The sequence below is a fragment of the Serratia sp. CY44782 genome (assembly GCF_052168715.1).
In the GTDB taxonomy this organism is placed as follows: domain Bacteria; phylum Pseudomonadota; class Gammaproteobacteria; order Enterobacterales; family Enterobacteriaceae; genus Serratia; species Serratia nevei.
This window is the reverse complement of record NZ_JBJNME010000011.1, coordinates 99,456-120,183: the sequence shown is the minus strand read 5'-3', so window position 1 is coordinate 120,183 and position 20,728 is coordinate 99,456. Positions and strand designations below refer to the sequence as shown.

The 20,728-nt window shown below is 54.0% G+C and carries 20 protein-coding genes; 7 read left to right on the top strand and 13 right to left on the bottom strand.

The window, feature by feature from the left end:
- The first annotated feature begins 26 nt into the window (after nt 1-26).
- A complete protein-coding gene (locus tag ACJ8HT_RS20610) occupies nt 27-707 on the top strand; it encodes a methyltransferase (protein ID WP_197653284.1) in 681 nt (226 codons plus the stop codon).
- On the opposite strand, the gene ACJ8HT_RS20605 is transcribed toward ACJ8HT_RS20610, so the two are convergent.
- Nucleotides 684-1,913, bottom strand: coding sequence for an MFS transporter (locus ACJ8HT_RS20605; protein WP_197653285.1), 1,230 nt, complete (start codon nt 1,911-1,913; stop codon nt 684-686). The two genes, ACJ8HT_RS20610 and ACJ8HT_RS20605, sit on opposite strands and share 24 nt — an antisense overlap.
- Nucleotides 1,914-2,008: 95 nt before the next feature.
- Between ACJ8HT_RS20605 and ACJ8HT_RS20600 the strand changes: the two genes are divergently transcribed.
- Nucleotides 2,009-2,467, top strand: a complete 459-nt coding sequence (locus tag ACJ8HT_RS20600) for a winged helix-turn-helix transcriptional regulator (RefSeq protein ID WP_142110374.1) — start codon at nt 2,009-2,011, stop codon at nt 2,465-2,467.
- On the opposite strand, the gene ACJ8HT_RS20595 is transcribed toward ACJ8HT_RS20600, so the two are convergent.
- Genes ACJ8HT_RS20595 through ACJ8HT_RS20585 form a run of 3 tightly spaced genes read right to left on the bottom strand, consistent with a single transcriptional unit; the run spans nt 2,464 to nt 3,701 of the window.
- The gene (locus ACJ8HT_RS20595; RefSeq protein ID WP_033655345.1) at nt 2,464-2,724 is read right to left on the bottom strand and encodes a DUF1158 family protein; all 261 of its coding nucleotides are present in this window, start codon (nt 2,722-2,724) and stop codon (nt 2,464-2,466) included. The genes ACJ8HT_RS20600 and ACJ8HT_RS20595 overlap by 4 nt on opposite strands.
- A gap of 55 nt (nt 2,725-2,779) precedes the next feature.
- Nucleotides 2,780-3,160, bottom strand: coding sequence for a putative T6SS immunity periplasmic lipoprotein (locus ACJ8HT_RS20590; protein WP_197653286.1), 381 nt, complete (start codon nt 3,158-3,160; stop codon nt 2,780-2,782).
- 7 nt (nt 3,161-3,167) lie between these two features.
- Nucleotides 3,168-3,701 (bottom strand): type IV secretion protein Rhs, encoded by a 534-nt coding sequence (locus tag ACJ8HT_RS20585; protein WP_197653287.1) that lies wholly within the window; start codon nt 3,699-3,701, stop codon nt 3,168-3,170.
- Nucleotides 3,702-3,975: 274 nt separating this feature from the next.
- Between ACJ8HT_RS20585 and rluF the strand changes: the two genes are divergently transcribed.
- Complete coding sequence (gene rluF / locus ACJ8HT_RS20580; RefSeq protein ID WP_021504493.1) at nt 3,976-4,845, top strand: 23S rRNA pseudouridine(2604) synthase RluF; 870 nt, start codon at nt 3,976-3,978, stop codon at nt 4,843-4,845.
- 144 nt (nt 4,846-4,989) lie between these two features.
- Here rluF and ACJ8HT_RS20575 read toward each other — a convergent pair whose 3' ends face one another.
- Both ACJ8HT_RS20575 and ACJ8HT_RS20570 read right to left on the bottom strand, forming a co-directional pair.
- Entirely contained in the window at nt 4,990-8,067 is a 3,078-nt protein-coding gene (locus tag ACJ8HT_RS20575) for an autotransporter outer membrane beta-barrel domain-containing protein (RefSeq protein ID WP_197819207.1), read from the bottom strand.
- Nucleotides 8,068-8,262: 195 nt separating this feature from the next.
- Nucleotides 8,263-8,577 (bottom strand): hypothetical protein, encoded by a 315-nt coding sequence (locus ACJ8HT_RS20570; RefSeq protein ID WP_025303891.1) that lies wholly within the window; start codon nt 8,575-8,577, stop codon nt 8,263-8,265.
- A 175-nt stretch (nt 8,578-8,752) separates the two neighbouring features.
- Here ACJ8HT_RS20570 and ACJ8HT_RS20565 point away from each other — a divergent pair, with 175 nt between their 5' ends.
- Both ACJ8HT_RS20565 and ACJ8HT_RS20560 read left to right on the top strand, forming a co-directional pair.
- Nucleotides 8,753-9,385: a response regulator transcription factor gene (locus ACJ8HT_RS20565; protein WP_197653289.1), complete on the top strand. Its 633-nt coding sequence runs from the start codon at nt 8,753-8,755 to the stop codon at nt 9,383-9,385.
- Nucleotides 9,382-11,166 (top strand): hybrid sensor histidine kinase/response regulator, encoded by a 1,785-nt coding sequence (locus ACJ8HT_RS20560; protein WP_197653290.1) that lies wholly within the window; start codon nt 9,382-9,384, stop codon nt 11,164-11,166. The genes ACJ8HT_RS20565 and ACJ8HT_RS20560 overlap by 4 nt, the downstream gene beginning before the upstream one ends.
- On the opposite strand, the gene ACJ8HT_RS20555 is transcribed toward ACJ8HT_RS20560, so the two are convergent.
- A complete protein-coding gene (locus ACJ8HT_RS20555) occupies nt 11,163-11,996 on the bottom strand; it encodes an enoyl-CoA hydratase/isomerase family protein (RefSeq protein ID WP_197653291.1) in 834 nt (277 codons plus the stop codon). The genes ACJ8HT_RS20560 and ACJ8HT_RS20555 overlap by 4 nt on opposite strands.
- A gap of 122 nt (nt 11,997-12,118) precedes the next feature.
- On the opposite strand from ACJ8HT_RS20555, the gene ACJ8HT_RS20550 reads away from it, so the two are divergent.
- Nucleotides 12,119-12,493 (top strand): winged helix-turn-helix transcriptional regulator, encoded by a 375-nt coding sequence (locus ACJ8HT_RS20550; protein ID WP_195873743.1) that lies wholly within the window; start codon nt 12,119-12,121, stop codon nt 12,491-12,493.
- A gap of 10 nt (nt 12,494-12,503) precedes the next feature.
- Here ACJ8HT_RS20550 and ACJ8HT_RS20545 read toward each other — a convergent pair whose 3' ends face one another.
- The 4 genes from ACJ8HT_RS20545 to ACJ8HT_RS20530 all read right to left on the bottom strand — a co-directional run bounded on the left by ACJ8HT_RS20545 (nt 12,504) and on the right by ACJ8HT_RS20530 (nt 16,643).
- Nucleotides 12,504-12,782, bottom strand: coding sequence for a GNAT family N-acetyltransferase (locus ACJ8HT_RS20545; RefSeq protein ID WP_341534901.1), 279 nt, complete (start codon nt 12,780-12,782; stop codon nt 12,504-12,506).
- A 122-nt stretch (nt 12,783-12,904) separates the two neighbouring features.
- Nucleotides 12,905-13,099 carry a hypothetical protein gene (locus tag ACJ8HT_RS20540; protein ID WP_126186674.1) on the bottom strand — a complete coding sequence of 65 codons (195 nt, stop codon included), beginning with the start codon at nt 13,097-13,099 and terminating at the stop codon, nt 12,905-12,907.
- A 159-nt stretch (nt 13,100-13,258) separates the two neighbouring features.
- Nucleotides 13,259-15,373 (bottom strand): peptidase domain-containing ABC transporter, encoded by a 2,115-nt coding sequence (locus ACJ8HT_RS20535; protein WP_341534900.1) that lies wholly within the window; start codon nt 15,371-15,373, stop codon nt 13,259-13,261.
- Nucleotides 15,366-16,643, bottom strand: coding sequence for an HlyD family secretion protein (locus ACJ8HT_RS20530; protein WP_197653293.1), 1,278 nt, complete (start codon nt 16,641-16,643; stop codon nt 15,366-15,368). The genes ACJ8HT_RS20535 and ACJ8HT_RS20530 overlap by 8 nt, the downstream gene beginning before the upstream one ends.
- A gap of 318 nt (nt 16,644-16,961) precedes the next feature.
- Here ACJ8HT_RS20530 and ACJ8HT_RS20525 point away from each other — a divergent pair, with 318 nt between their 5' ends.
- A complete protein-coding gene (locus ACJ8HT_RS20525) occupies nt 16,962-17,279 on the top strand; it encodes a hypothetical protein (protein ID WP_197653294.1) in 318 nt (105 codons plus the stop codon).
- Nucleotides 17,280-17,356: 77 nt separating this feature from the next.
- On the opposite strand, the gene ACJ8HT_RS20520 is transcribed toward ACJ8HT_RS20525, so the two are convergent.
- Together ACJ8HT_RS20520 and ACJ8HT_RS20515 are read right to left on the bottom strand one after the other, a co-directional pair.
- Nucleotides 17,357-18,982, bottom strand: a complete 1,626-nt coding sequence (locus ACJ8HT_RS20520) for a cholesterol oxidase substrate-binding domain-containing protein (RefSeq protein WP_244664509.1) — start codon at nt 18,980-18,982, stop codon at nt 17,357-17,359.
- Between the two features lie 127 nt (nt 18,983-19,109).
- Nucleotides 19,110-19,913, bottom strand: a complete 804-nt coding sequence (locus ACJ8HT_RS20515) for a helix-turn-helix domain-containing protein (RefSeq protein ID WP_197653295.1) — start codon at nt 19,911-19,913, stop codon at nt 19,110-19,112.
- Nucleotides 19,914-20,728 lie beyond the last annotated feature (815 nt).

The window sequence follows — 20,728 nt, the reverse complement described above, 5'->3', positions numbered from 1 at the left end:
TCTCAATGAACTCTGCAAGGAAGGTTATGCAACACCAAACGGATACTCGCTTCCCCGATGCCGCGGCGGCGGACTACGATCGCCGTATTCTGACCCTGGTGCCCGGCTATCAGTTTGCCCAGGCGCTGCTGACGGCGACGCTCGCGCAGACGCTGCCGAATGACGCCACGCTGTTGCTGGCCGGCTGCGGCACCGGCAGTGAACTGGAGGCGCTGGCCGCCGCCAACGCCAGCTGGCATTTCAGCGCCGTGGAACCCTCCGCCGGCATGCTGGCGGCCGCGCGCGCCAAGGCCGAAGCCGCGGGTTACGCACAACGGGTGAGCTTCCAGCCCACCTTGCTGCAACAAGCGCCGCAAACCCGCCACGACGCGGCGGTGTGTTCATTGGTGCTGCACTTTATCGCCGACGATGGCGCCAAACTGGATTTCCTGCAGCAGTTGGCGCAGCGCCTCTCCCCCGCAGCACCGCTGCTGCTATTCGACTATCAGCCGGAGGGTCTGCCCGTCAGCCACTACCAACATTGGCTGCAAAGCGCCGGGCACTCGGCGGCGCAAGCGCAGGAGGTGATCGAACGCACCCGCCGCAACTGGCACCCGATGGCGGCGGCGCGCAGCCGTCTCCTCTTGGCGGAAAGCGGCTTCACCGCGCCTCAGCAGTTGTGCGGTGCGCTGGGCTTCCAGCTTTCACTGCTCCACCGCCGTCGCTGAGGGCGGCATGCCGCGCAGCGTCAGCCGCCAAAACAGCAACGCGCTCAGGCTGACGCCCGCCCCCAGCCAGCAGACGCCGCTCCAGCCCGCCCAGGCGTACATATGGGTGCCCGCCCAGGCGCCCAGCCCGCTGCCGACGGCGTAAAACAGCATGTAGCAGCCCACCAGCCGGCTGTGCGACTGCGGGTGCGCGCTGAAGATCATGCTCTGGTTCAGCACGTGGATCGCCTGACCCGCCAGATCCAGCAGCACGATGCCCGCCACCAGCCAAACCAGGCCGCTGCCGAGCAAACCGAGCGGCAGCCAGGCCAGCGTCAACAGCAGCAGACACACGCCGCTGGCCGCCTGCCCCAGCCCGCGATCCGCCAGATGCCCGGCGCGCACCGCCGCCAGCGCGCCCACCGTGCCGACCAGGCCGAACACCCCCACCGCAGCATGGCTGAAGTTGAACGGCGCCTGGCTCAGCGGCAACACCAGCGAACTCCAAAAGAGGCTGAAAGCGCCGAACATCAGCAACGCCAACATGCCGCGAATTTGCAGCGTGCGGTCATGCAGCAACAGGCTCAGCATCGAACGCAGCAGCGCGGGATAGCTCAGCGTACTGAGAGCGGTGCGCGGCGCAGGCAGCAGGCGCGACAGGATCGGCAGCAATATCAGCGTCACTCCGGCAGAGAAGAAATACACCGTGCGCCAGCCGCCAACGTCAGCCAGCGTGCCGGACAGGGTGCGCGCCAGCAGCAATCCCAGCACCACTCCGCCCTGCGCCGCACCAACCACCCGCCCGCGCTCCTGCGGCGCCGCCAGGGCTGCGGCGTAAGCGATCAGCCCCTGCGTCATGGCAGTGCCCAATAAGCCTACCAGCAACATCCCTACCAGCAGCCAGGGCGCGCTGTGCGCCCAGCCCACCAATAGCAGCGCGCCGATCAGCCCCAGCTGTTGCCCCGCCAGCAACCGATGCCGATTCAGCCGATCCCCCAGCGGCACCACCAACAGCAGCGCCAGCGCGCAGCCCAGCTGAGTCACGCTGATCACCATGCCGACCGCCGCCAGGCTGATGGAAAAATCATGGGCGATGGCGTCCAGCAGCGGCTGCGCATAGTAAACGTTGGCCACGCTGAAGGCGCTGGCGGCGGCCAACAGCAGCACCAGGGGGGCCGGCAGGCGCCCCTGCACCGCACAGGGGGGATCCAGCAGTTTGTCGCTCATTGCACACCTCAATCTGGTTTCATTATTAAACCCAATGAACTTTAGGCGTGGAGGTTTTATAATGCAACCAGAATATGCCGCTGGAGATAACCGTCGTGAAACGTAAAAGCCTGGAAGACGCGCCGTGCCCGGTGGCGCGCACGCTGGATGTGATTGGCGACTGGTGGTCGCTGCTGATCGTGCGCGACGCCTTCGACGGCGTCACCCGCTTCAGCGAATTTCAAAAAGGGCTGGGAATGGCGAAGAACATCCTTGCCACCCGCCTGCGCGCGCTGGTGACGCACGGCGTGCTGGAGATCGTGCCCGCCGCAGACGGCAGCGCGTATCAGGAATATGTGCTGACCGAGAAAGGCCGCGCGCTGTTTCCGGTGATCGTCGGCCTGCGCCAGTGGGGGGAAGATCATCTGTTCGCCGAGGGAGAGGCGCACTCAACGCTGGTGGAAAGCGACAGCGGCCGCCCCGTCCCGCGCCTGACGCCGATCGGCAGCGCCGGGCAGACGCTCACCCCGCTGAATACCCGGGTGGTGAAGGTGGGGAACGGTGATGAGAGTTAGTGGCGGTGCCCGCAGCTCACCCGCTGAAAAACCTGGCGGATAAAGAGCCATTCCAGACACCCGGCCAGCAGATAAACCGCGCCAAAAACGAGCGCACCAAACCATTCCGTATCGTTAAAATGGAAAAACCCACTGGCGTCAATCAGCCAAGCGGTTTGATTCTGGTTTAGCCTGGGTACAGGAAAAAGCTTTATTGTCAGCACAGCCAGCCCAACAACAGCCAATGCGTTAGCGAGCAACAAGGCAAGTTTTTTCATAGCCTTTCATTCTACAACCTAACGCAGTCCAACAAACTAAACCTAAGAACATGCGTTAATGGTTAACCCTCAGGTTGCCCCGTTCGTCGGAGACAACCATGAATGCGGCGGTAATCAAATGCGAACCTTCGGGTGTCTGTATATCGTAGGCGACGGAATAACGCTTCCCTGGCCGAAAAGCATAGTCGAATACCGGCATGCACTTCCCCGGCTCAACGAAGAAAACGTCATTATCGATAGCTTTAATGAGCTTATCGCCTGATTCGCTATAAATCTGAACGAAGCGAATATTATCTCCCGCCTTCATAGAAGAAAGAATGCAGACATGGTTATCTTTGGCAGTGACGACGGCGGGGAAGCGTGGAGTCAGCTTATCGCCAGGCCCCGGACAGCCGACCAGGAGGCAGGCCGTGAATAGAACCAAATATTTTTTCATGCTCCTCTCATCCCTTAATAATTTTTTGATAAAGTGCATGAATGTCACGCAAACTATCGGTTCCCCTGTACTTGCCCACTCGTCCAGGACGTTGATAATAACGCCACGTTTCAATACCATAAACCAACAGCAGCCAGTAATCAGCAAAAATCGAAGCTTGTTGCTCCAGCGAGTAATCAGTAATTTTATTCTTATCAAGACGATAGTTGTACTCAGCCGCCCAACTAAACAACCCACGCATTCTTACCCATTGTCCATGCTGATGCTGCCATACATGCCCCAACTCATGGATGAAAAGATGTTTTTCTTCTATCAGAACCGTGTTATCAGAAAAATCGTCTTTATAGAGTTCCCTCCGTAACCATAACTCGCCATTAGGTGCCATGGCATAACTTCTGTTTTGTAAGCCAAACGGGAAATAGCTATCACAGTGTATCCATACACGACCATATATAATTGAGCTTCCATATATATGGCGAGCCAATTTAATTTCCCCCATGGTCATACGTCGTAACGTCCCTTCCTCGGCTAATGCGCTCATTTATCCCTCCTTGAATTTATCAATATCCTAATGCTTTTCTAAAATGAATCTATACATGAACGCTTAAATGGTTTAATTTGGCACAATCCATTTATAACTTGAATAAGTTGCAGAAAAACCCTCATCGATTTTCTATAATTAATTAAACGAAAAAAACATATTGCAAATACCTTTGTAGTAGCCGCGGTCAGGATACCCTTATCCAGCTCCCCCTGCATGATTCGCTTCGCAGCGTCATCCGGGTAATGTATAGTCCGCGTTTTACGGAGATCCCATGCTGACCAACTCATCCATTCGTCTGAACAAATACATTAGCGAGAGCGGTATCTGCTCACGCCGCGATGCCGATCGATACATCGAACAGGGCAACGTTTTCATCAACGGTAAGCGCGCCACCGTTGGCGCTCAGGTATTTGCCGGGGATGTCGTGAAGGTTAACGGTCAGCTGATCGAACCGCGCAATGAAGAAGATCTGGTGCTGATCGCGCTGAACAAGCCGGTCGGCATCGTCACCACCACTGAAGACGGCGAACGCGATAACATCGCCGACTTCGTCAACCACAGCAAACGCATCTTCCCGATCGGCCGTTTGGACAAGGATTCGCAGGGGCTAATCTTTCTGACCAACCACGGTGACCTGGTCAACAAGATCCTGCGCGCCGGCAATAATCACGAGAAAGAGTATCTGGTGACGGTCAACAAGCCAGTGACCGACGAGTTTATTCGCGGCATGGGCGCCGGCGTGCCGATGCTGGGCACGGTGACCAAAAAGTGCAAGGTAAAAAAAGAGGCGCCGTTCGTGTTCCGCATCACGCTGGTGCAGGGGCTGAACCGCCAGATCCGCCGCATGTGCGAACACTTCGGCTACGAGGTCACCAAGCTGGAACGCACGCGCATCATGAACGTCAGCCTGAAAGGCTTGCCGCTGGGCGAATGGCGCGATCTGACCGATGACGAGCTGATCGAGCTGTTCAAACTGATTGAAGGCTCCTCGTCCGAGGCCAAGCCGGCGAAGAAGGCCCCGGCCAAATCCGCCGCGGCGAAAAAACCGAGCGCCGGCGGCCCCAAAAGCGCCGACAAAGCCGCTGCGCCGGCCGGCCGCAAGCGCTTTACCCAGCCAGGGCGCAAGAAAAAAGGGCGTTAACCCCCGCTAGCGCTTCTCGCCAAGCCCGCCGTTGCGCGGGTTTTTTCATCATAAAAGTCAGCCACAGGCCGCCACTGAGCCCTCACCATAAAAAAGGCCCGCATCAAGCGGGCCTGCAAGTACCAGAGAAGTCTAGAGGAAAAATCAGAACGACCAGCGCAGGTTGGCGTTGACCGAATTCACGCGGGTATCGGCGCCGAATTGCCCCTGATAGCCGACATCCAGCGTCGCGGCGCGCGACAGTTTCACGCTCACGCCGATATCGCCCACCATCACGTTGTCATCCACGGCCTGGCCCTGAGTGACGAACGCGTCACTGCCGGCAAACGCCATGCGCGATGAGGTGTTCTTATCGCCGTAGGCATGCTGCCAACCGAGCGAGCCATAGAGGCTGACGTTCTTCGGCAGCTCGGTCACGCCGCGCACCCCGAGCGTGGAGTAGAAGGTGTTCATCGTTTCATTGCGCACGCTCAGCGCCGCCGCGCCACCCGACTCCTGGAAGCTGTCGGTATGCAGGCGGATGTAGCTCAGGTTGATGAACGGTTCGACGTTCATCTCCGGCTGGCCGAAACGGTAACCCGCTTCGGTGAACGCCAGCAATGAGTTGGCATCGTAGTCCGACTTCAGCCGATCCGAGAAGCCGCTGAAATCGACGTTGCGCTTGCCTTCAATCTTGTGCCAGGTGTAACCCAGCGCGCCGCGCAGCGAGAACGCATCCTGCTGCCCCGCCGCATACAGGCCGAGGTGGTAGTTGTCGGTATCGGCCTTGGAACGGCGGCTGTCGACATCGTAGTCGCCGCGGCTGTAACCGAAGTAGCCGCCGATGCGCACGTTATGGTCCGCCAGCTTGCGATCCGCCCCCAACAGGAAGCCGGTGGTGTTACCATCCAGCTTGCCCACGTTACCGTTGCCGCTGTTTCTGCCCCAGGAACTGAAGGTCTGCCCCCAGACGCCGCTGTTTTGCGCCTGCGCCGGTTGCACCAGCGACATCGCCAACGGCGGTATCGGCAGGCTGTCGTTGTCGAACAGGCGCAGCATGCGCTGGTTCAGCACGTTGAACAGCTGGGTGCTGCCGGCGATCAGGTTAGACTGCATCGACGGATAGACTTCGCCGGACAGCTGGTTGAACGCCTCGCGCGCTTCCGGCGCACTCAGCAGCAGCAGCGAGTTGTACAGCGCCAGCGAAGGGCCGCTCTGCACCAACGTCGAGAGCGCACCGGCGGTATTCCACTGGTTGCCGCTCTCGGCCACCGTTTGGAAAATGCCCGGCTTGCCGCTGCCTGGGTTCTCGCCCCCCGGATTTTCACCGCCTGGGTTTTCCCCACCCGGATTCTCGCCCCCCGGATTTTCACCACCTGGGTTTTCACCGCCCGGATTCTCGCCCCCTGGATTCTCACCGCCTGGATTCTCACCGCCTGGGTTTTCCCCACCCGGATTCTCGCCCCCTGGATTTTCACCGCCCGTGTCTTTCTGCGCGATGGTCAGATCCACGGCGTTGGGGCTGTGGTTCAACGCCACATCGAGGAAGGCAGACTTAGAGACCGCCGCCGCGAATTGGCCGTCAATGCCGCCGTCCGAGGTCAGAATGCGGTAGCTTTGGCCGGTTTTATAGCTGGTTTGCGGATCCAGCGCCGTGACCTGCACCTTGGCCTGATCGCTAATGGTGGTTTTGCCCGCCACCAGCAACTGGTCGCTGCGGCCGTCACCGGCGATATCGACGTCATAGAAGGATTCGCCGATAAAATTCAGGTAGCGTTTCAGCGTCAGCGTGCCGATATTGCCGTCGCCGGGCGAGATATGGCCGCCGGACTGGATCTCGGTCTGGCCCAGCGTGCCGTTGCCGCCCAGCGTGCCGCCGGCCTTGATCGAAGCGGCGCTGCTGTAGCCCTGCCCGTTATTGACGTCGGAACCCGCCGTCGCGTTGAGGATCAGCGTGCCGCCGTTTTCGGCGCTGAGGGTTTGGATCTCGAAGATATCGTCTTCTTTCTGGGTATTGATGTCGCTGGCGATGATGAGCTTACCGCCGCGCGCGGTGACGTTGGCCTGCAGCCCAGTGAGATCGCCGTTTAGCGTCGTGTGCCCGGCGCTGTTGATCACCTCGCCTTCGCCGCTCATCTTGTTGCTGAAGACGTAATTGCCGTCGGTATGGTTAAAGTACACATAGCTGCGGAACAGCCCGCCCCGCAGGGCGATCGCCGTCTGAGCATCGATAGTGCCTGCGGCGCCCGCCGCGCCGAGCGTCGGCTCGGTCAACCCGGTGCCGGTATCCATATTGCCGCGGCTGCCGATAATCAGCGCGCCGCGGTTAGAACCGGAACCGGTCTTGCCCAGCACCACTTCGTTGCCGCCGGCGGAGAATGTCCCGCCGTCCATGACCGCCAACACGCCATTGCCGTAATCGCCGACGTTGACGCTGCTGCCGCTGGTAAACCGTGAGCCGTTGCCGGCGATCGTCAGCTCGGCGGTTTTACGCGCGCCGGAGACGCCCGCCACCTGAATATTACCGACGTTGACCGCGCCGCCGTTCAGCACGTCCAGATCGCCGTAAAGCGTGAGCGCGCGGCCAACGTTCCATTGGGAATTGGCCCCCGTGACCGTGGCCTTCGGGCTCAGCGTATCGGTCTCGCCCGGCCCGCTGCCATTGCCGATGCGCGCGTCAAAGGCGGTGTTCAGCACCGCGCCGTCTTCAATCGCCAGCGTGGATCGTGCCCCTAAGTCGGTGCCGACGCTGAGAAAATTGCTGGTGACGCGAGAACCAGCGCCGGTGGCGATCAGGTGGCTGTCGTAGCCGCGGGTGGTGCCGACCACGATCTCTTTCGCGCTGGCCAACGCGCCGTCTTCAACCCGCAAGGTGCCCCGCCCCAGATTCAGGCCGCCGCGCAGCACGAACTGATCGTTCACCGCGTTCAGCTCAGCGTTCGGCCCGCGAACCGTGACCAGGCTGTCATGAATTTGGCCGTTGAACATCCGGCCGATATTGATGTTATAGGCGCTGATCTTGCCATTCTCGATCAGCAGGTTGCCGCTTTGATTGCGGCCGACGTAAACGTCCCCGGTGTAGGCCAATGATTCGGTAATTTTTGAGTCGCCGTCAAAAATAGCATCGTCTGCGCGAGCGATATCGGCGGGCGCCAGCATCAACAGCGGCGCGGAAAATAGAGCGAGGTAAAGTTTGGAAAGCGGTGTTTTAACCGCTAAAGGGTGCGATGTCTTGTCATTCACGGGCTATCTCCGTACTCGTTGGCATGATGGCGCGAAATTTATTGTTATGGGTAAACTCACTGCGCTAGAGGAAGTGTGAGGCGTTATTTCGCGCACGCCGGTTTAATGATCGTCGAAGCAAAAGCTTATTGCCCCCCGGCGCTGACGCTCCGACGATGGAAAACCAGGAAGCGGAAATACCGCCCCCAAAGCGAATTATTTATGCGTGACCACCGGCGTACAGGTCGGCGCGCTCAGCGACGGCGACGAACCTAAAATTCCCGGCATCATCAGCGACGAGCAATCGAAAATACGGCCTTTTTCCGTGGTGGCGCGATATGAAAGTTTTTGGCCGCCCAGCGCATCCGGCTGCGCGCCATTGACGTTGGTCACGGTAATTTCGTCCGATGAGCCCAGGCCCAGCATTTTGGCGGTTTCCGCCTGCAGCAATGGAATGGCCTGATCGGTTTTCAGGGTGGAACAACCGGCTATCATCATCGTCACGGTTAAAGCGATAAGTGGTTTCTTCATAAATTATCCTTTATAACCAATCAGTTAAAATTATAGATTGGCTTTATGTTTTCTCTTATCCAAATCCTCGAATAATATATTTCCCTTTCCTAAACGAAAAAACCCTCCTAAAGTAGGGAGGGTTGATAATAATTCATCAGACCTATCTGAACTGTGAAAGAGAAAGGAGAATCCTTTGGGGCAGGATTATGCGTTGGTCGTTGATGACCATCCATTGGTAGCAAGCGGCATCGCTAATTTTCTCAGCACGCATTGCCGATTCAAACAGGCGCATGTGGTGACCAATGAAGAGAATTGCTACCGTCATATTAGGGAAAATGGCCCACCGCGTTTACTGGTGATTGATTTTTGGCTCTCTTCCGGTACGGCGTTGAAATTACTCAAAGAAGTAAAACAACGTTATCCGCAGGTACGGATTTTAGTGGTCAGCGGCGACGAGAATAATGATATCTGGCAGAAAGTACACAATGCCGGCGGGCACGGATTCGTATTAAAAAACGAGCCACCTGAATTATTCGCCAGGGCGGTTTTTGCGCTAAATAATAATCAAGAGTGGTTCCCGGAAGGAAATGAACCCGCTATTAAAAGCAGCCATGACCATTTAAATAAATTCAATTTAACGCCGAGGCAAATCGACGTATTAACCATGATGTTGCGCGGCCTGCCAAATAAAAGAATCGCGACGCAGCTTTCTATTTCCGAACCTACCGTCAAAGAGCATATCAGCAATATATTGAAAAAGATCGGCGTCAACAGCCGGGTGGAAGCCATCACGCTGTTGCACGGCAAACGGGATCCGTCGTCATGAGGTTTTTCCAGAATTTACAAAATGATGGTATCTCCCCACGCGCACAGATCCGCCTGCTGGACAACACCTTCATGCGGCTGGTATTCAGTTTCACCGCCGTACCTTTCGTCGGCATCCCGTTCGCCATCTGGATTTATTTGCTGGGTGATGAACTCGGCCCAACCATTACCTGGATCATCGTTTACCTGCTATGCGCCGTGGCGATCCGAATATGGCACCGCCGTTACCTGCATGAGGCCAAAGAAAATGATGAAGACGCCGTGCTGCGCCGCTGGCTGCCGCGCATTAATAAGGTGGCGTTTATTCACGGGTTGGGGATCTCATCACTCTATTTAATTACGCCGCAGACCCATAACTTTGACTTTTTTCTGCTGCTCAATATCAGCATCGCCGCGATCGTCGCCGCCAACGCAACGCATCTGACGCCGGTTATCAGCACCTTTACCCGCTTTTTCTTCGCTTCCTGGGGGCTGCTGAACCTCGGCATCATCTGGCGGCTGGAAGACGTGATGTTCATCGTGCTGATGCTGAACTTGCTGTACGGCTTCGCCATTTACCGCCACGCCTTAACCTCGCATGCGTTCTTTATCCAGCAGGCGTTGCTCGAGGAACAAAGCTCGCGCCTGGCGGAGCAGTTCCGCCAGGCTAAAGAGGAGGCGGAACAGGCGCTGCTGGACAAGAACCAGTTCCTGACCACCGCCAGCCACGATCTGCGCCAGCCGGTGCACGCCATGGGCTTTCTGATCGAAGCCATCATCCACAAAAACCGCGACGACAGCCTGACGCCGCAGCTGCTGGATCTGCAGCAGAGCGTGCGTTCGGTGCATTTGATGTTTAATTCGCTGCTCGATCTCAGCAAGATCGAATCAGGCAACGTGCGCACCGCCGCCACCCATGTGGATATCGGCGCCCTGCTCGACTCGGTGATCACCCTATTCCGCGAAGAGGCCAACAGCCGCGCCCTGGCGCTGCGCACCTGGCGGCCCAAACGGCGCATCAGCGTGATGGGCGATCCGCTGCTGGTGCGGCAATCGCTGATTAACCTGATCCAAAACGCCCTGCGCTACACGCAGCAGGGCGGCGTGTTGATCGCTATCCGCCCGCGCGGCGCCGAGTGCCTGGTGGAAGTGTGGGACACCGGCGTGGGCATCGCCGACGAAGAGAAAAGCAAAATCTTCTCCCCTTACTACCGCCCCGAGCTGGCGTGGAAAATCGACAGCGCCGGCCACGGGCTGGGGCTGGCGGTGGTGGCGCGCTGCGCCAAGCTGATGAAGGTGAAGTACGGCATGCACTCCGTCGAAGGCAAAGGCTCGCGCTTCTGGATGCGCTTCACGCAATACATCGGCGAAGACAAAGCGCCGGAAACCCCGGCCGCCTACGACAACACCACAACGCCTACCCGCTATGCGCCGCTGCGCGGCGCCTGCCTGGTGGTGGACGACGATCCCTTGGTGACCTCCGCCTGGGAGAGCCTGATGAGCACCTGGGGCATCACCGTGCGCTGCGCGGCCTCCGCCGAGGAAGCCTTCGCCATTGTCGACGACGGTTTTACGCCGTTCGCCGTGCTGTGCGACCAGCGCCTGCGCTCCGGCGAGAGCGGTTTTGACATCCTGAAAGCGCTGTTCGAACGCCTGCCGGACGTGAGCGGCGCGATGGTCAGCGGCGAGTTTAACTCGCAGATATTGCAAGAGGCTGAGCAGGAAGGCTATCTGGTGCTGCGCAAACCGCTGGAGCCGGCCAGGCTGCATGCGCTGCTGACGCAGTGGGGGGCGGCATCTTAGCGGGCAAGATGACGCAGCAGGCCTTCAAGGTTACGCTCCCCCTTCGGGGTTTGCGCACCGGCCTTCAGCCCGCCGCGAATCAACCGCTCCGCGGCCGGGCGTGCGCACAATCCCGCCCAGGCGTCGTGCTCGCGATAAAAACCGGCCTGCAGATCCGGCGCAGGCATCGCCTGTTTGGCCGCCGCAATCACGCCCTCTGGCAATGCCGCGATGTTGCGCGCTAACCGATCGACGAAATCATCAAGTTCGGCGGCAGGCAAGGCGCGGTTAATCCAGCCGTAGCGTTCTGCGGTAGCGGCATCAATGAGATCGGCACCCAGGATCGCCTCCAGAGCGCGGCCGCGCGTCATTCGGCTCGTCAGATACTGCGTCGCGCCACCGCCGGGCGTAATGCCCATCAAGGCTTCGCACTGTGCCAACCCCGCCGCTTCCCGTGCAGCGAAAGCCATATCGGCCGCCGCCACAAACTCGGCGCCGCCGCCGCGCGCCAGCCCAGCCAGTTTAACGAGAGTGACCTGCGGCTGGCTGCGCAGCAGTTCGCCAAACGCCTGGAACGGATTAAGCCCCTCCGGCGCGTTGCTCCCCAGTTCGTCGAAAGCGTGCGGCTCATCGATCAAGGTCATGTCGACGTGAGCAATGAAAAACTCTGGGTTCGCGCTCTGGAACACCAACACGCGCGTATCCGGATCGTCACGCACCGCGAGCAATAAACGGCTGATTTCCGACATCAGCGCCACATCAAGCACGTTTACCGGTGGGTTATCGATAGCGATCGTCATCACGCCGTGCGCATGAGACAGCCGGAGTTTGCTGAAATTTGTATCTGTCATCTCAATGTCCTTTTACCTGGGGTACAAGTGCGGGTTATTCGCGCCGTGTTTCGAATGGTATACTTTGCATACCTGGCGTCAATTACGCACCTTAAGCATCCCAGGGATGCAGGAGGATACCGATGGATAAGACCGATGTTGTTTACCGCGCTGACTGCCCTAGCCGCATCGTGCTCGATCAGATTGCCGATAAATGGTCCATGATGGTGCTGGAAGTGCTGCGCGAGCCGCAGCGTTTCAACGCCATCAAGCGCCGTCTGGATGGCGTTACGCAACGCGTGCTGACCCAGACCCTGCGCAAGCTGGAACGCAACGGTATGGTGCATCGCAAAGTCTTGGATGGGCGGGTGCTTGGCGTCGAGTATTCGCTGACGCCGCTCGGCAAATCCCTGCAGGGGCCGTTCTCGATACTGTTCGACTGGACGTTAGGGAATATTGAGGCGATTCAGGAATGTCAAAAAAGATACGACGAGCAAAACCTACAGGGTGAAAATTGAGGCTCGCGCCTCAATGCTCTGCGCGCAAAATGGCCGCGTACATCCAGTAATCACGGGCCTGACCACGCACTCGGCGATATTGACGGATTAAGCCCTCACGCTGCATGCCTACGTGCTCCAGGACGGCAATCGACAGGAGATTGCTATCAAGAACCGTAGCCTGAACGCGTTGCAGGCCCTGCGCAGTCTGCGCCCAGTGTACGACGGCCCTTGCCGCGGCCGTCGCCAGCCCTCTGCCGCAGTGGCGCGGGTCAAGATCGTAAGCAAGAACCAGCCAGGCTGCATACACTGCTGACACAGTGGGGGCAAGTTGACTACGTCGATGGCGCACGTTATCCGCCAGCAATAAGACAGGCTTAATAAATAAAATATTAAGCCTGCCGCATATTACGCTGCGTTATCTAAATACGATTAATCGCATTTAGGCGGTTTTGGTTTGCAGACCGGCGGCTCAGGTTTACATACCGGCGGTTTTGGCGTGCAACCACCCCAGGCATTATTCCACGCGTTGCCCCAGCTATTAACAACCTTGCCGATAATAGCCAGACCCAGGCCAATCGTTGCGCCGTTCACCTGCTGAACCTCTGTTGAGTTTAATTCTCTCATTTTTCATCTCCATTCACTAAAAATAATAAATTAAAAAGGACTGCTTTTTATGAACCGTCGGTTCACGCTTTAGATATAAGACGCCAAACACATTAACTCAATAATGAAAATCTTAATTAACGGTAAAATAAATATAAAATTTTATATTTCATCAAGAAATTACACCATTGCATTTACGGGTCGCAATGTAATTACACGATCTGCCGATGCAATCGTCGATGGCCGATGCGCAATGATAACGCGGGTCATTTTCAACGAGGATATAGCTTCGTTCACCCTCTTTTCATTGTCCAGATCCAAATGACTGGTCGCTTCGTCCATAAACAGAATGCTGGGTCTTCGGTATAACGCGCGGGCGATAAGAACCCGTTGTTTTTGCCCGCCGGAAAGGCTGCCTCCCAATTCGCCCACCAACGTTTCATATCCCATCGGCATTTTCATAATATCGTCGTGAATATTGCAATGTTTGGCGCATTCAACGATAAGTTCCGTATCGGGATGAGCGTCAAAACTGCATATGTTCTCGGCAATTGAACCGGCAAGCAGTTTATCTTCTTGCAATACACACGCTATGCACTCCCGATAATTATTAATGCCGATGTCATGAATGTTAATGCCGTTGATAAACAAGCGCCCTTCCGTCGGTTCCAACAACCCGCACATCAGCTTCATCAACGTGGTTTTGCCAACGCCTGAAGGCCCGACGATCGCCACGCTTTCTCCCGCCGCGATCTGCAGGCTGAGCCCAGGGATCACTGGGCGTGAAAGGCTGTCATATTGATAAAGCAGATCGCGCACTTCAAAAGTCACCGCCTCGTTGGGATTGCATATCTTACGATAGGGCTTTTCTTCTTCTGTCGTAGAAAGCACGATGTCCGCCAGCCTTTCATTATGCAAATTCAGCATTCGCAGCCGAATTACCATATCGATAAGATTTGACGCGCGATCGGAGAATTGTCCCCGATAGGCATTAAAGGCGACAAACATGCCTAATGTCATTTGACTGTCGATCACTAAAGACGCGCCTAACCACAAGATAACGATTTGATCGCAGGCAGCAAGAAACGCATTCACGCCGCCAAAGAACATATCGAGCTTCGTCACCCGAATATTGGCGTTTGCCGTATCGATATTTAGATTTAGCCAGAACTGCGAACGCGTTCCCGCCAACCCCAACGACTTCAGCGTCGCGATGCTGTACAGCGTCTCCATAAAATGTGAACTGGCTTTCGCCGACTTCACCAATTGCTCCTCGGACGCTTGCCGATAATAGCGATAGGTCGAAAGGCGCAGCAGAACATATAAGACCGTAAAGCCGGAGGCTACCCACACCAGCCAGCCGCCGTACATGAACATCATGATAAATACGCCGACCGACATGATGCCATCAATGATGCTGGAAACGATACTGGTAGTAAACGTGGTGCGAATGGCATCTAACGAGCCAAAGCGCGATTGAATATCCCCCAACTTGCGCTTTTCAAAATAGGCGAGAGGGAGCTTCATCAGATGATCAAACAGCCCTGATTTCCACTGTATATCGATCAACGCGCCCATCACGATGGAGATCCACGAGCGAAACATCGAAACACAGGTGCGGAACAAGATAAAAAACAGTAAACCGACGCAAATAATGACCAATAAATTATGGTCGCCAGCCTGGATGACGTGGTCCATCACCAACTGAGTCCCGACGGGCATCAGCAGGTTGACGGCCTCAATGACCAGCGACAGAGCGAAAATTTTTACCAGCGCGCTTTTAAGACCGGTGACATTGTTGAGCAGTTTTCTAAAGTGCAGGCGGTTTTTCTGCACCACAGGCGTGAATTCACTGCTTGGCCATACCTCTAAAGCTATTCCGGTAAAATGAAGGGAAAACTCCTGCAGGCCGATAACGCGGCGGCCAAATGCCGGATCGTGCAAGGTTATCCGCCCACCGCGAATGTTGACCAGGACCACAAAATGATTCATATCCCAGTGCAAAATGCAGGGCCTTTTCACCTGGTGAATCTCATCCAGGCTCAAGGATAAAGCCCGCGTTTTCAAATTGAGATTCTCGGCGATCGCGATCAGCGAGCTCAGGGTGGCACCGCGGGCCGAGATATCAAACTTCTGGCGCATCGACAGCATATCGATGTGCATGCCGTAATAGCCGCACACCATCGCTAAACTGGCCAGCCCGCATTCGGCGGCCTCCGTTTGCAAGACCTGCGGCACTTTTCTTCTGAGCGACAGATTCAGCTTGCCAACGATATTCTCATAAACTTTATTCACGAAGTGGCCCCGACACACTGTTTTTCATGTCATAAAATGGCGCGAACATCCATTGGTAGATGGGTCTTTTCTCGAGGAAAAGCGTGGCTTGCGCCTTCATGCCGCTTGAAAGGTTCAGCTTCTTTCCCTGATAGCCGAACTGCGTGTTATCGATAGCCACCAGCACTTTGTAGTACGACTCAACCAGTTCAGCCGATTGTCGAGTTGGCGAACTGCTGTAAGTGGACATTTCCTGAATCGATGCGGGAACATAAGCGATGCTTTCGATCACACCGGGAAACTGACCGAATTTTTCATACGGAAAGGCGTCATAACGAACGTTAATATGATCGCCTCGGCTCACGTAAGGCACGCTGCTGTTGGGCAGCCATAAAACCAAATAATAGATGGCATGATTACTGGGGATTAATTGCGCCAGGCTGTCCCCCGTATTGACCATTTGCCCAGGCGTCACACTGAGCGATTCAACGCGCCCGTCCGCCGGCGCATTGACAATCAACGAGCCGCTGGCGTCCGCTTCGGCCAGCTGCCGCAGGAGATCATTGCGCTGAAATTGATATTGCGAGATTTGATTATCGAAATCGGACGCTCTTGTCGCGAGATCGCTATTCAGGTTAGTTATCTGCAAAGACTCTTGAATGCTTTGGTTGTAGAGACTGTGGAACGTGCTCTGCTGCTGATAGTAAAGGTAAACCTGGTTATTTAGCTGATCCCGATTAATGAGTCCCTTACTGCGATACTCATCGTAATTTTTCATGGTTTCGCGCATGAAGTTAACGCCGTTGCGTGAATTCTCGACCATCTGTTTGGACTGGCTGTTCGCCAGTTTATATTGGTCAATCTGCGCTTGCAGATTGACCAAGGTCGTTTTCTTGTTCGCCTCCAATTTGGCGATGATGCTATCGACCTGCGCCAGTTGATTCTCTATCGCCTGCCGCGTGCTTGCGCTGACGGTGCCGGAATCCGTCACCCTGCTGACGTCTATCTGATAAAGATGCTGCCCTTTTTTTACCTGATCGCCCACATTGACAAAGCGTTGTGCAATAAATCCCTGCTGAGTAGCAAATATGTTGACCGATCTTGGCAGCGTCGTGACCTCTCCGCCCACGCTGATACGCCGGGTATAACCACCATAGGTCACGAAAATGATCAGCACAGAAACGAATGAAAGTGAAATGCCCGCGATGACCCAGGCCGGCAACCCTGCAATTAACAATGCTTTTCCAGCCCATTTAGAACGACTGTGCGATAAGGCCTCTTCCCTAAACAAATTCTGACCTCTCCATATATAGCGACACCGTTCATTCTTATCTATCCATGGCCCAACACCGCGCTTATTTAGATTTAGTCTTTGTTGGTAAAATCCACAAGTAATAATAATCTTAAAAAATCACAAAACTGCTAAAACATCACAAAAAGTGCGACCCTAATTTAGCAACGGCGTTATGAGTTGCATATTCCAACGCCGACCTCTTTAATCTAAGCGTATTCTCATCAAGCCGTCACTCACAGAGGCTGCGAGAATTAAGCGGCGAAACGCTTTACGTTTCGCTCCTGAGGTATAGGGATAGAGTTGAAAGGATTTACTATGAAAGAGCTAAATATTGCAGAGATCGAAATCGTTTCTGGTGCGGGGATTATTTCCGATACGGCAAGCTTTGTATCAGGATTTGCCGGCGATGTTATCATTGATACCGTAAAATTGGCCAATGATGCGCTTAATACCCGATTGATCTCTTCCGTAGGCCAAGGATTCAACGCGATCGGTTTTGGCTTGGGCGCCGTTCATAATGTCGCGGACTCGCTTGGCTATGCGGCATTTAAAAGCGTGGCAGCCGTAGGCTCCCTGCTGGGCGGGGATGCAAGCCGTATCGAATATCATTACGAGAAAGAATGGGGGGCTTGAAAACAAGCGGCTCCTTCTGAAAGGTTAATGATGCTAACCACCTGCCCAATCAGGTGGTTATTTTAATTACGCACTCACTAACTCTTCTGTTTGAAAACCGCTTTGGTCAATGGAGAGGAGAACACGTTGTGCGGATCGTACTTATTCAGCACGTTGCAGGCATGATTCCAGCTGTCATTTTTCCCTGCCCCGGCATTAAAGCTGCGCGGAATGTTTTCTTCGAGTACGGTTTTATCCTGCCATGCTGCCTGTGAAGTATAACCCCAGCCTTTACTCCACTCTACGCGAACCGTCGCATAGTCGCCCGCATAGTGGCTAAAAATCCATTTTTCCATTTCACTGTAGAATTTATTGGCATCCGGCGTATCGGGCATGGTCAGAATATCCAACCAGATCGCGACATCCCATTCCGGATGCGATTCAACGGGGCGAATGGCCGAAAGATCGGGAACAATAGCATTGGCCACTGCGCTCTCTTTTGCACTGTCCAATCCGGTGACGCGAATTTCAATCGGGCCATTCATCGGAAATGAATTCTTGCGCTGGTAATCGGCCACCATTTCTTCATATTTTTTCGTGAAATCGTGCAATACGTTTTGAATATTGCTCCGTTTCGTAATTATTGCGTAACCATTGGCCGTCACGCGCAGCGTTGTCGGCTTCACATACAACAGCAGATCCTTGCTCCACCCCCACAGATCCGCCGACACGGTGGCCCCTAAACCAATGCTGACCAACTCCATCTGCGCCTTGCCGAGTGTCGGGGTCAGCTCCGGGTGGCCATTATTGATTTTTTTAATGATATCGGAAATTTTAACCGGCAAATTATCCGAGAACGGATAGTTAAATGGACCGTTAACCGGTTTTGACACTTTTGGGAAGCTGTCTTCTTGCTTCCACACTTTCAGCCATGGTTTTTCCGTGAACGGAAACCAGATGACTTCAACGCGCCCGCACAGATCCAAGAAATGGCTGAAGGTATTTTTTGTCGTGCTCGCAGTGGAAAAAAGATCCGCCGCGGTGACATTGACATAACTTTGACAGCGTAAACGCCTGTTGCGCGGCACCTGCAGCGTCACTTCGCTGATAAAAGCCCGCCCGACATGCACCAGAAATGCCGAGCTCTCCGCATTATCACGCGTAAACTCCTTTAATTCATACTTCGACCGCGCCAGATCCCAGACGACAGCTTTTAGCGACACCACGCTATTGCTCACGGAACCAAAGCTGGCAAACTCAGCCAGACGCTCATCTTTTGCCGGGATGCAGGTTCCATGGCCGCCGATGGCAAGCACGCCACCCAGGGTCAGATCGCCAGGCGCCGGCGTCGCGTAAAAGCCGAGTTTCTTTTTTTCTAATTCAGTGAGCAAAGCCTGCATTGTCACTCCCGTTTGCGCGGTGACGTATCCATGCTCTCCCACTTTATTGATTGAGATGTTTTTGAATTTCCTAGTGAGGTCGATCAGCACGACATTGCTGTTATCCTCCCCGTTTGCAATAACGAGCGGGGACCAGTTGTGCTTGATGCCAACCGGACGCACGCAATATTTATTCTCATGCGCCCAGTTAATCACGGCCAAGAGCTCATCCGTATTTTGTGGATAGCAGGTCAGAATATGATTGCCGGAGATTTCTTTTGACCAATTAACAAAATTGACATACTCATAGCCTACAGGGAACGTGTTCAAACTAGAACTAGTCATAACTGACTTCCTTTAAAATTAAAATCGATAGAGATAAAAACGACAACAGCCCGAGCGCTAATTAATCACCCTGATAAGCACCTCCTTTTCCTTGGGATAACCCCTATTTTTTACTGCCCGAATAACGTCAAGACTTGCCGATATAAATCAACACCTTGACGTTAAGTTCCGCGTATTTAAAATTCTTTTCTTTATGCAATTCAATTAAAAAGCCGTTTCTTATTCGCACACCGAGCAAAGGAAGATAGGCATCATAGATGCTGTCAAAAAAAATCAGGTATTCGTTTAACCTGCCGTTAAACTCGAACAACAAATACTGCCCTCTTATCAACGTCAGATTGCGTGTCTCGTAGTACCCTTTGCTGAGCGTGACTTCCCAACCGGATGAAGCCAACTTTACCGTGCGCATTGACGTATCGGTATTTTTCCCTGTGCGACTGCTGTATTTCTGTCGTTCCTCTCCTCCAGAACTGGAAGCATTCATCGAATGATAGAGAAAAAACTTATATCCCTTAAGCAGGTATATGTTCTTGGGCATTTCGATAAAATGATATGCTGACGGATTTTGTATTAAAAAGGGAGGGAGATGTTTGGAAAAGTCCCATTCCTGGCTCGCTCTAAAGTCCTTTGGGCTTTCACCGAAAAAGCGTTGAAAGGCGCGACTAAAAGCCTGCTGGGAGCTAAAGCCGATAGCAGTAGCCACTTCCAATACTTTTAAATCAGACTGTTTGAGCATGACGGCAGACTTGCTCAGACGCCTATTTCTGATATACGTCGCTATTTTCATTCCCGTATAACGCTGAAACATTCTTTGCAAGTGCCATTTCGAATAACCAGACAAATCCGATAACTTTTCTATCGAGAGATCATGCTGTATATTCATCTCGATCAAATTAACTAGCTCGACTACGATACTATGCTGGTAACTCATAATGACATCCATGCCCTAACAAAACCCGCCCTCAGACAACCTGCTCATTGGGCTTTTATCCATTAAAATGAAAAACAAAGCGCTGCCGCAATCATGCAATTAGGATTAGAATGTGAAAAACGATGAACCTTTCATAGTTGATTGACAGAGAGACACTTCTTTTTGGGTAGGCGTCCTCCTTGTGACGTTATTGGTATAATTCTTATAAACCTTTTCCCTGGTGAAGGTTTTTCCTGTCTCTTTCATCTTGACCAAGATCCATCCTGAAGTTGTGCAACTAGACAGTCAAAAGAAAGCATCTCCTAGCATCCGTTGATAAATCGCTTGCCTCCCTCTCGGCGGTGCATTTTAATACCATTACATTTAGAGTAGCCTATGTAGATAGCTTAGAAAATATCAAATACCAGATAATTACATAGTTCGCACTTTATGTTACGATGAAAATTAAAAGATAAGAAAAATCATATAATTAGAATTTCAATTCCAAGCAATGAATGCCGATAAAACTTAGAGCTCGCCATTTAGAAGGGCTATTAAATACAATGAAACCGCTGATTTCCCTAATAAAAACAGAAAGAAAGATTTATAAAATAAGAAATAGACTAATTCACCGCATCCTTCTGATATATTTATTCGCCAGACCAAGTCTTTCAGAAAAATCCCATAAAAAGGCTCACGAAGCCCTTTAATTTTCGCAGAGGATTAATTAGTCACACCATAACTCGATGCCAATGAGTCGACGCTCCTCAATACGACACGGCAATTCATTTTAGTGCCGGCAGCCCAGCAGATACGGTGAATAAAGACCCGTTATC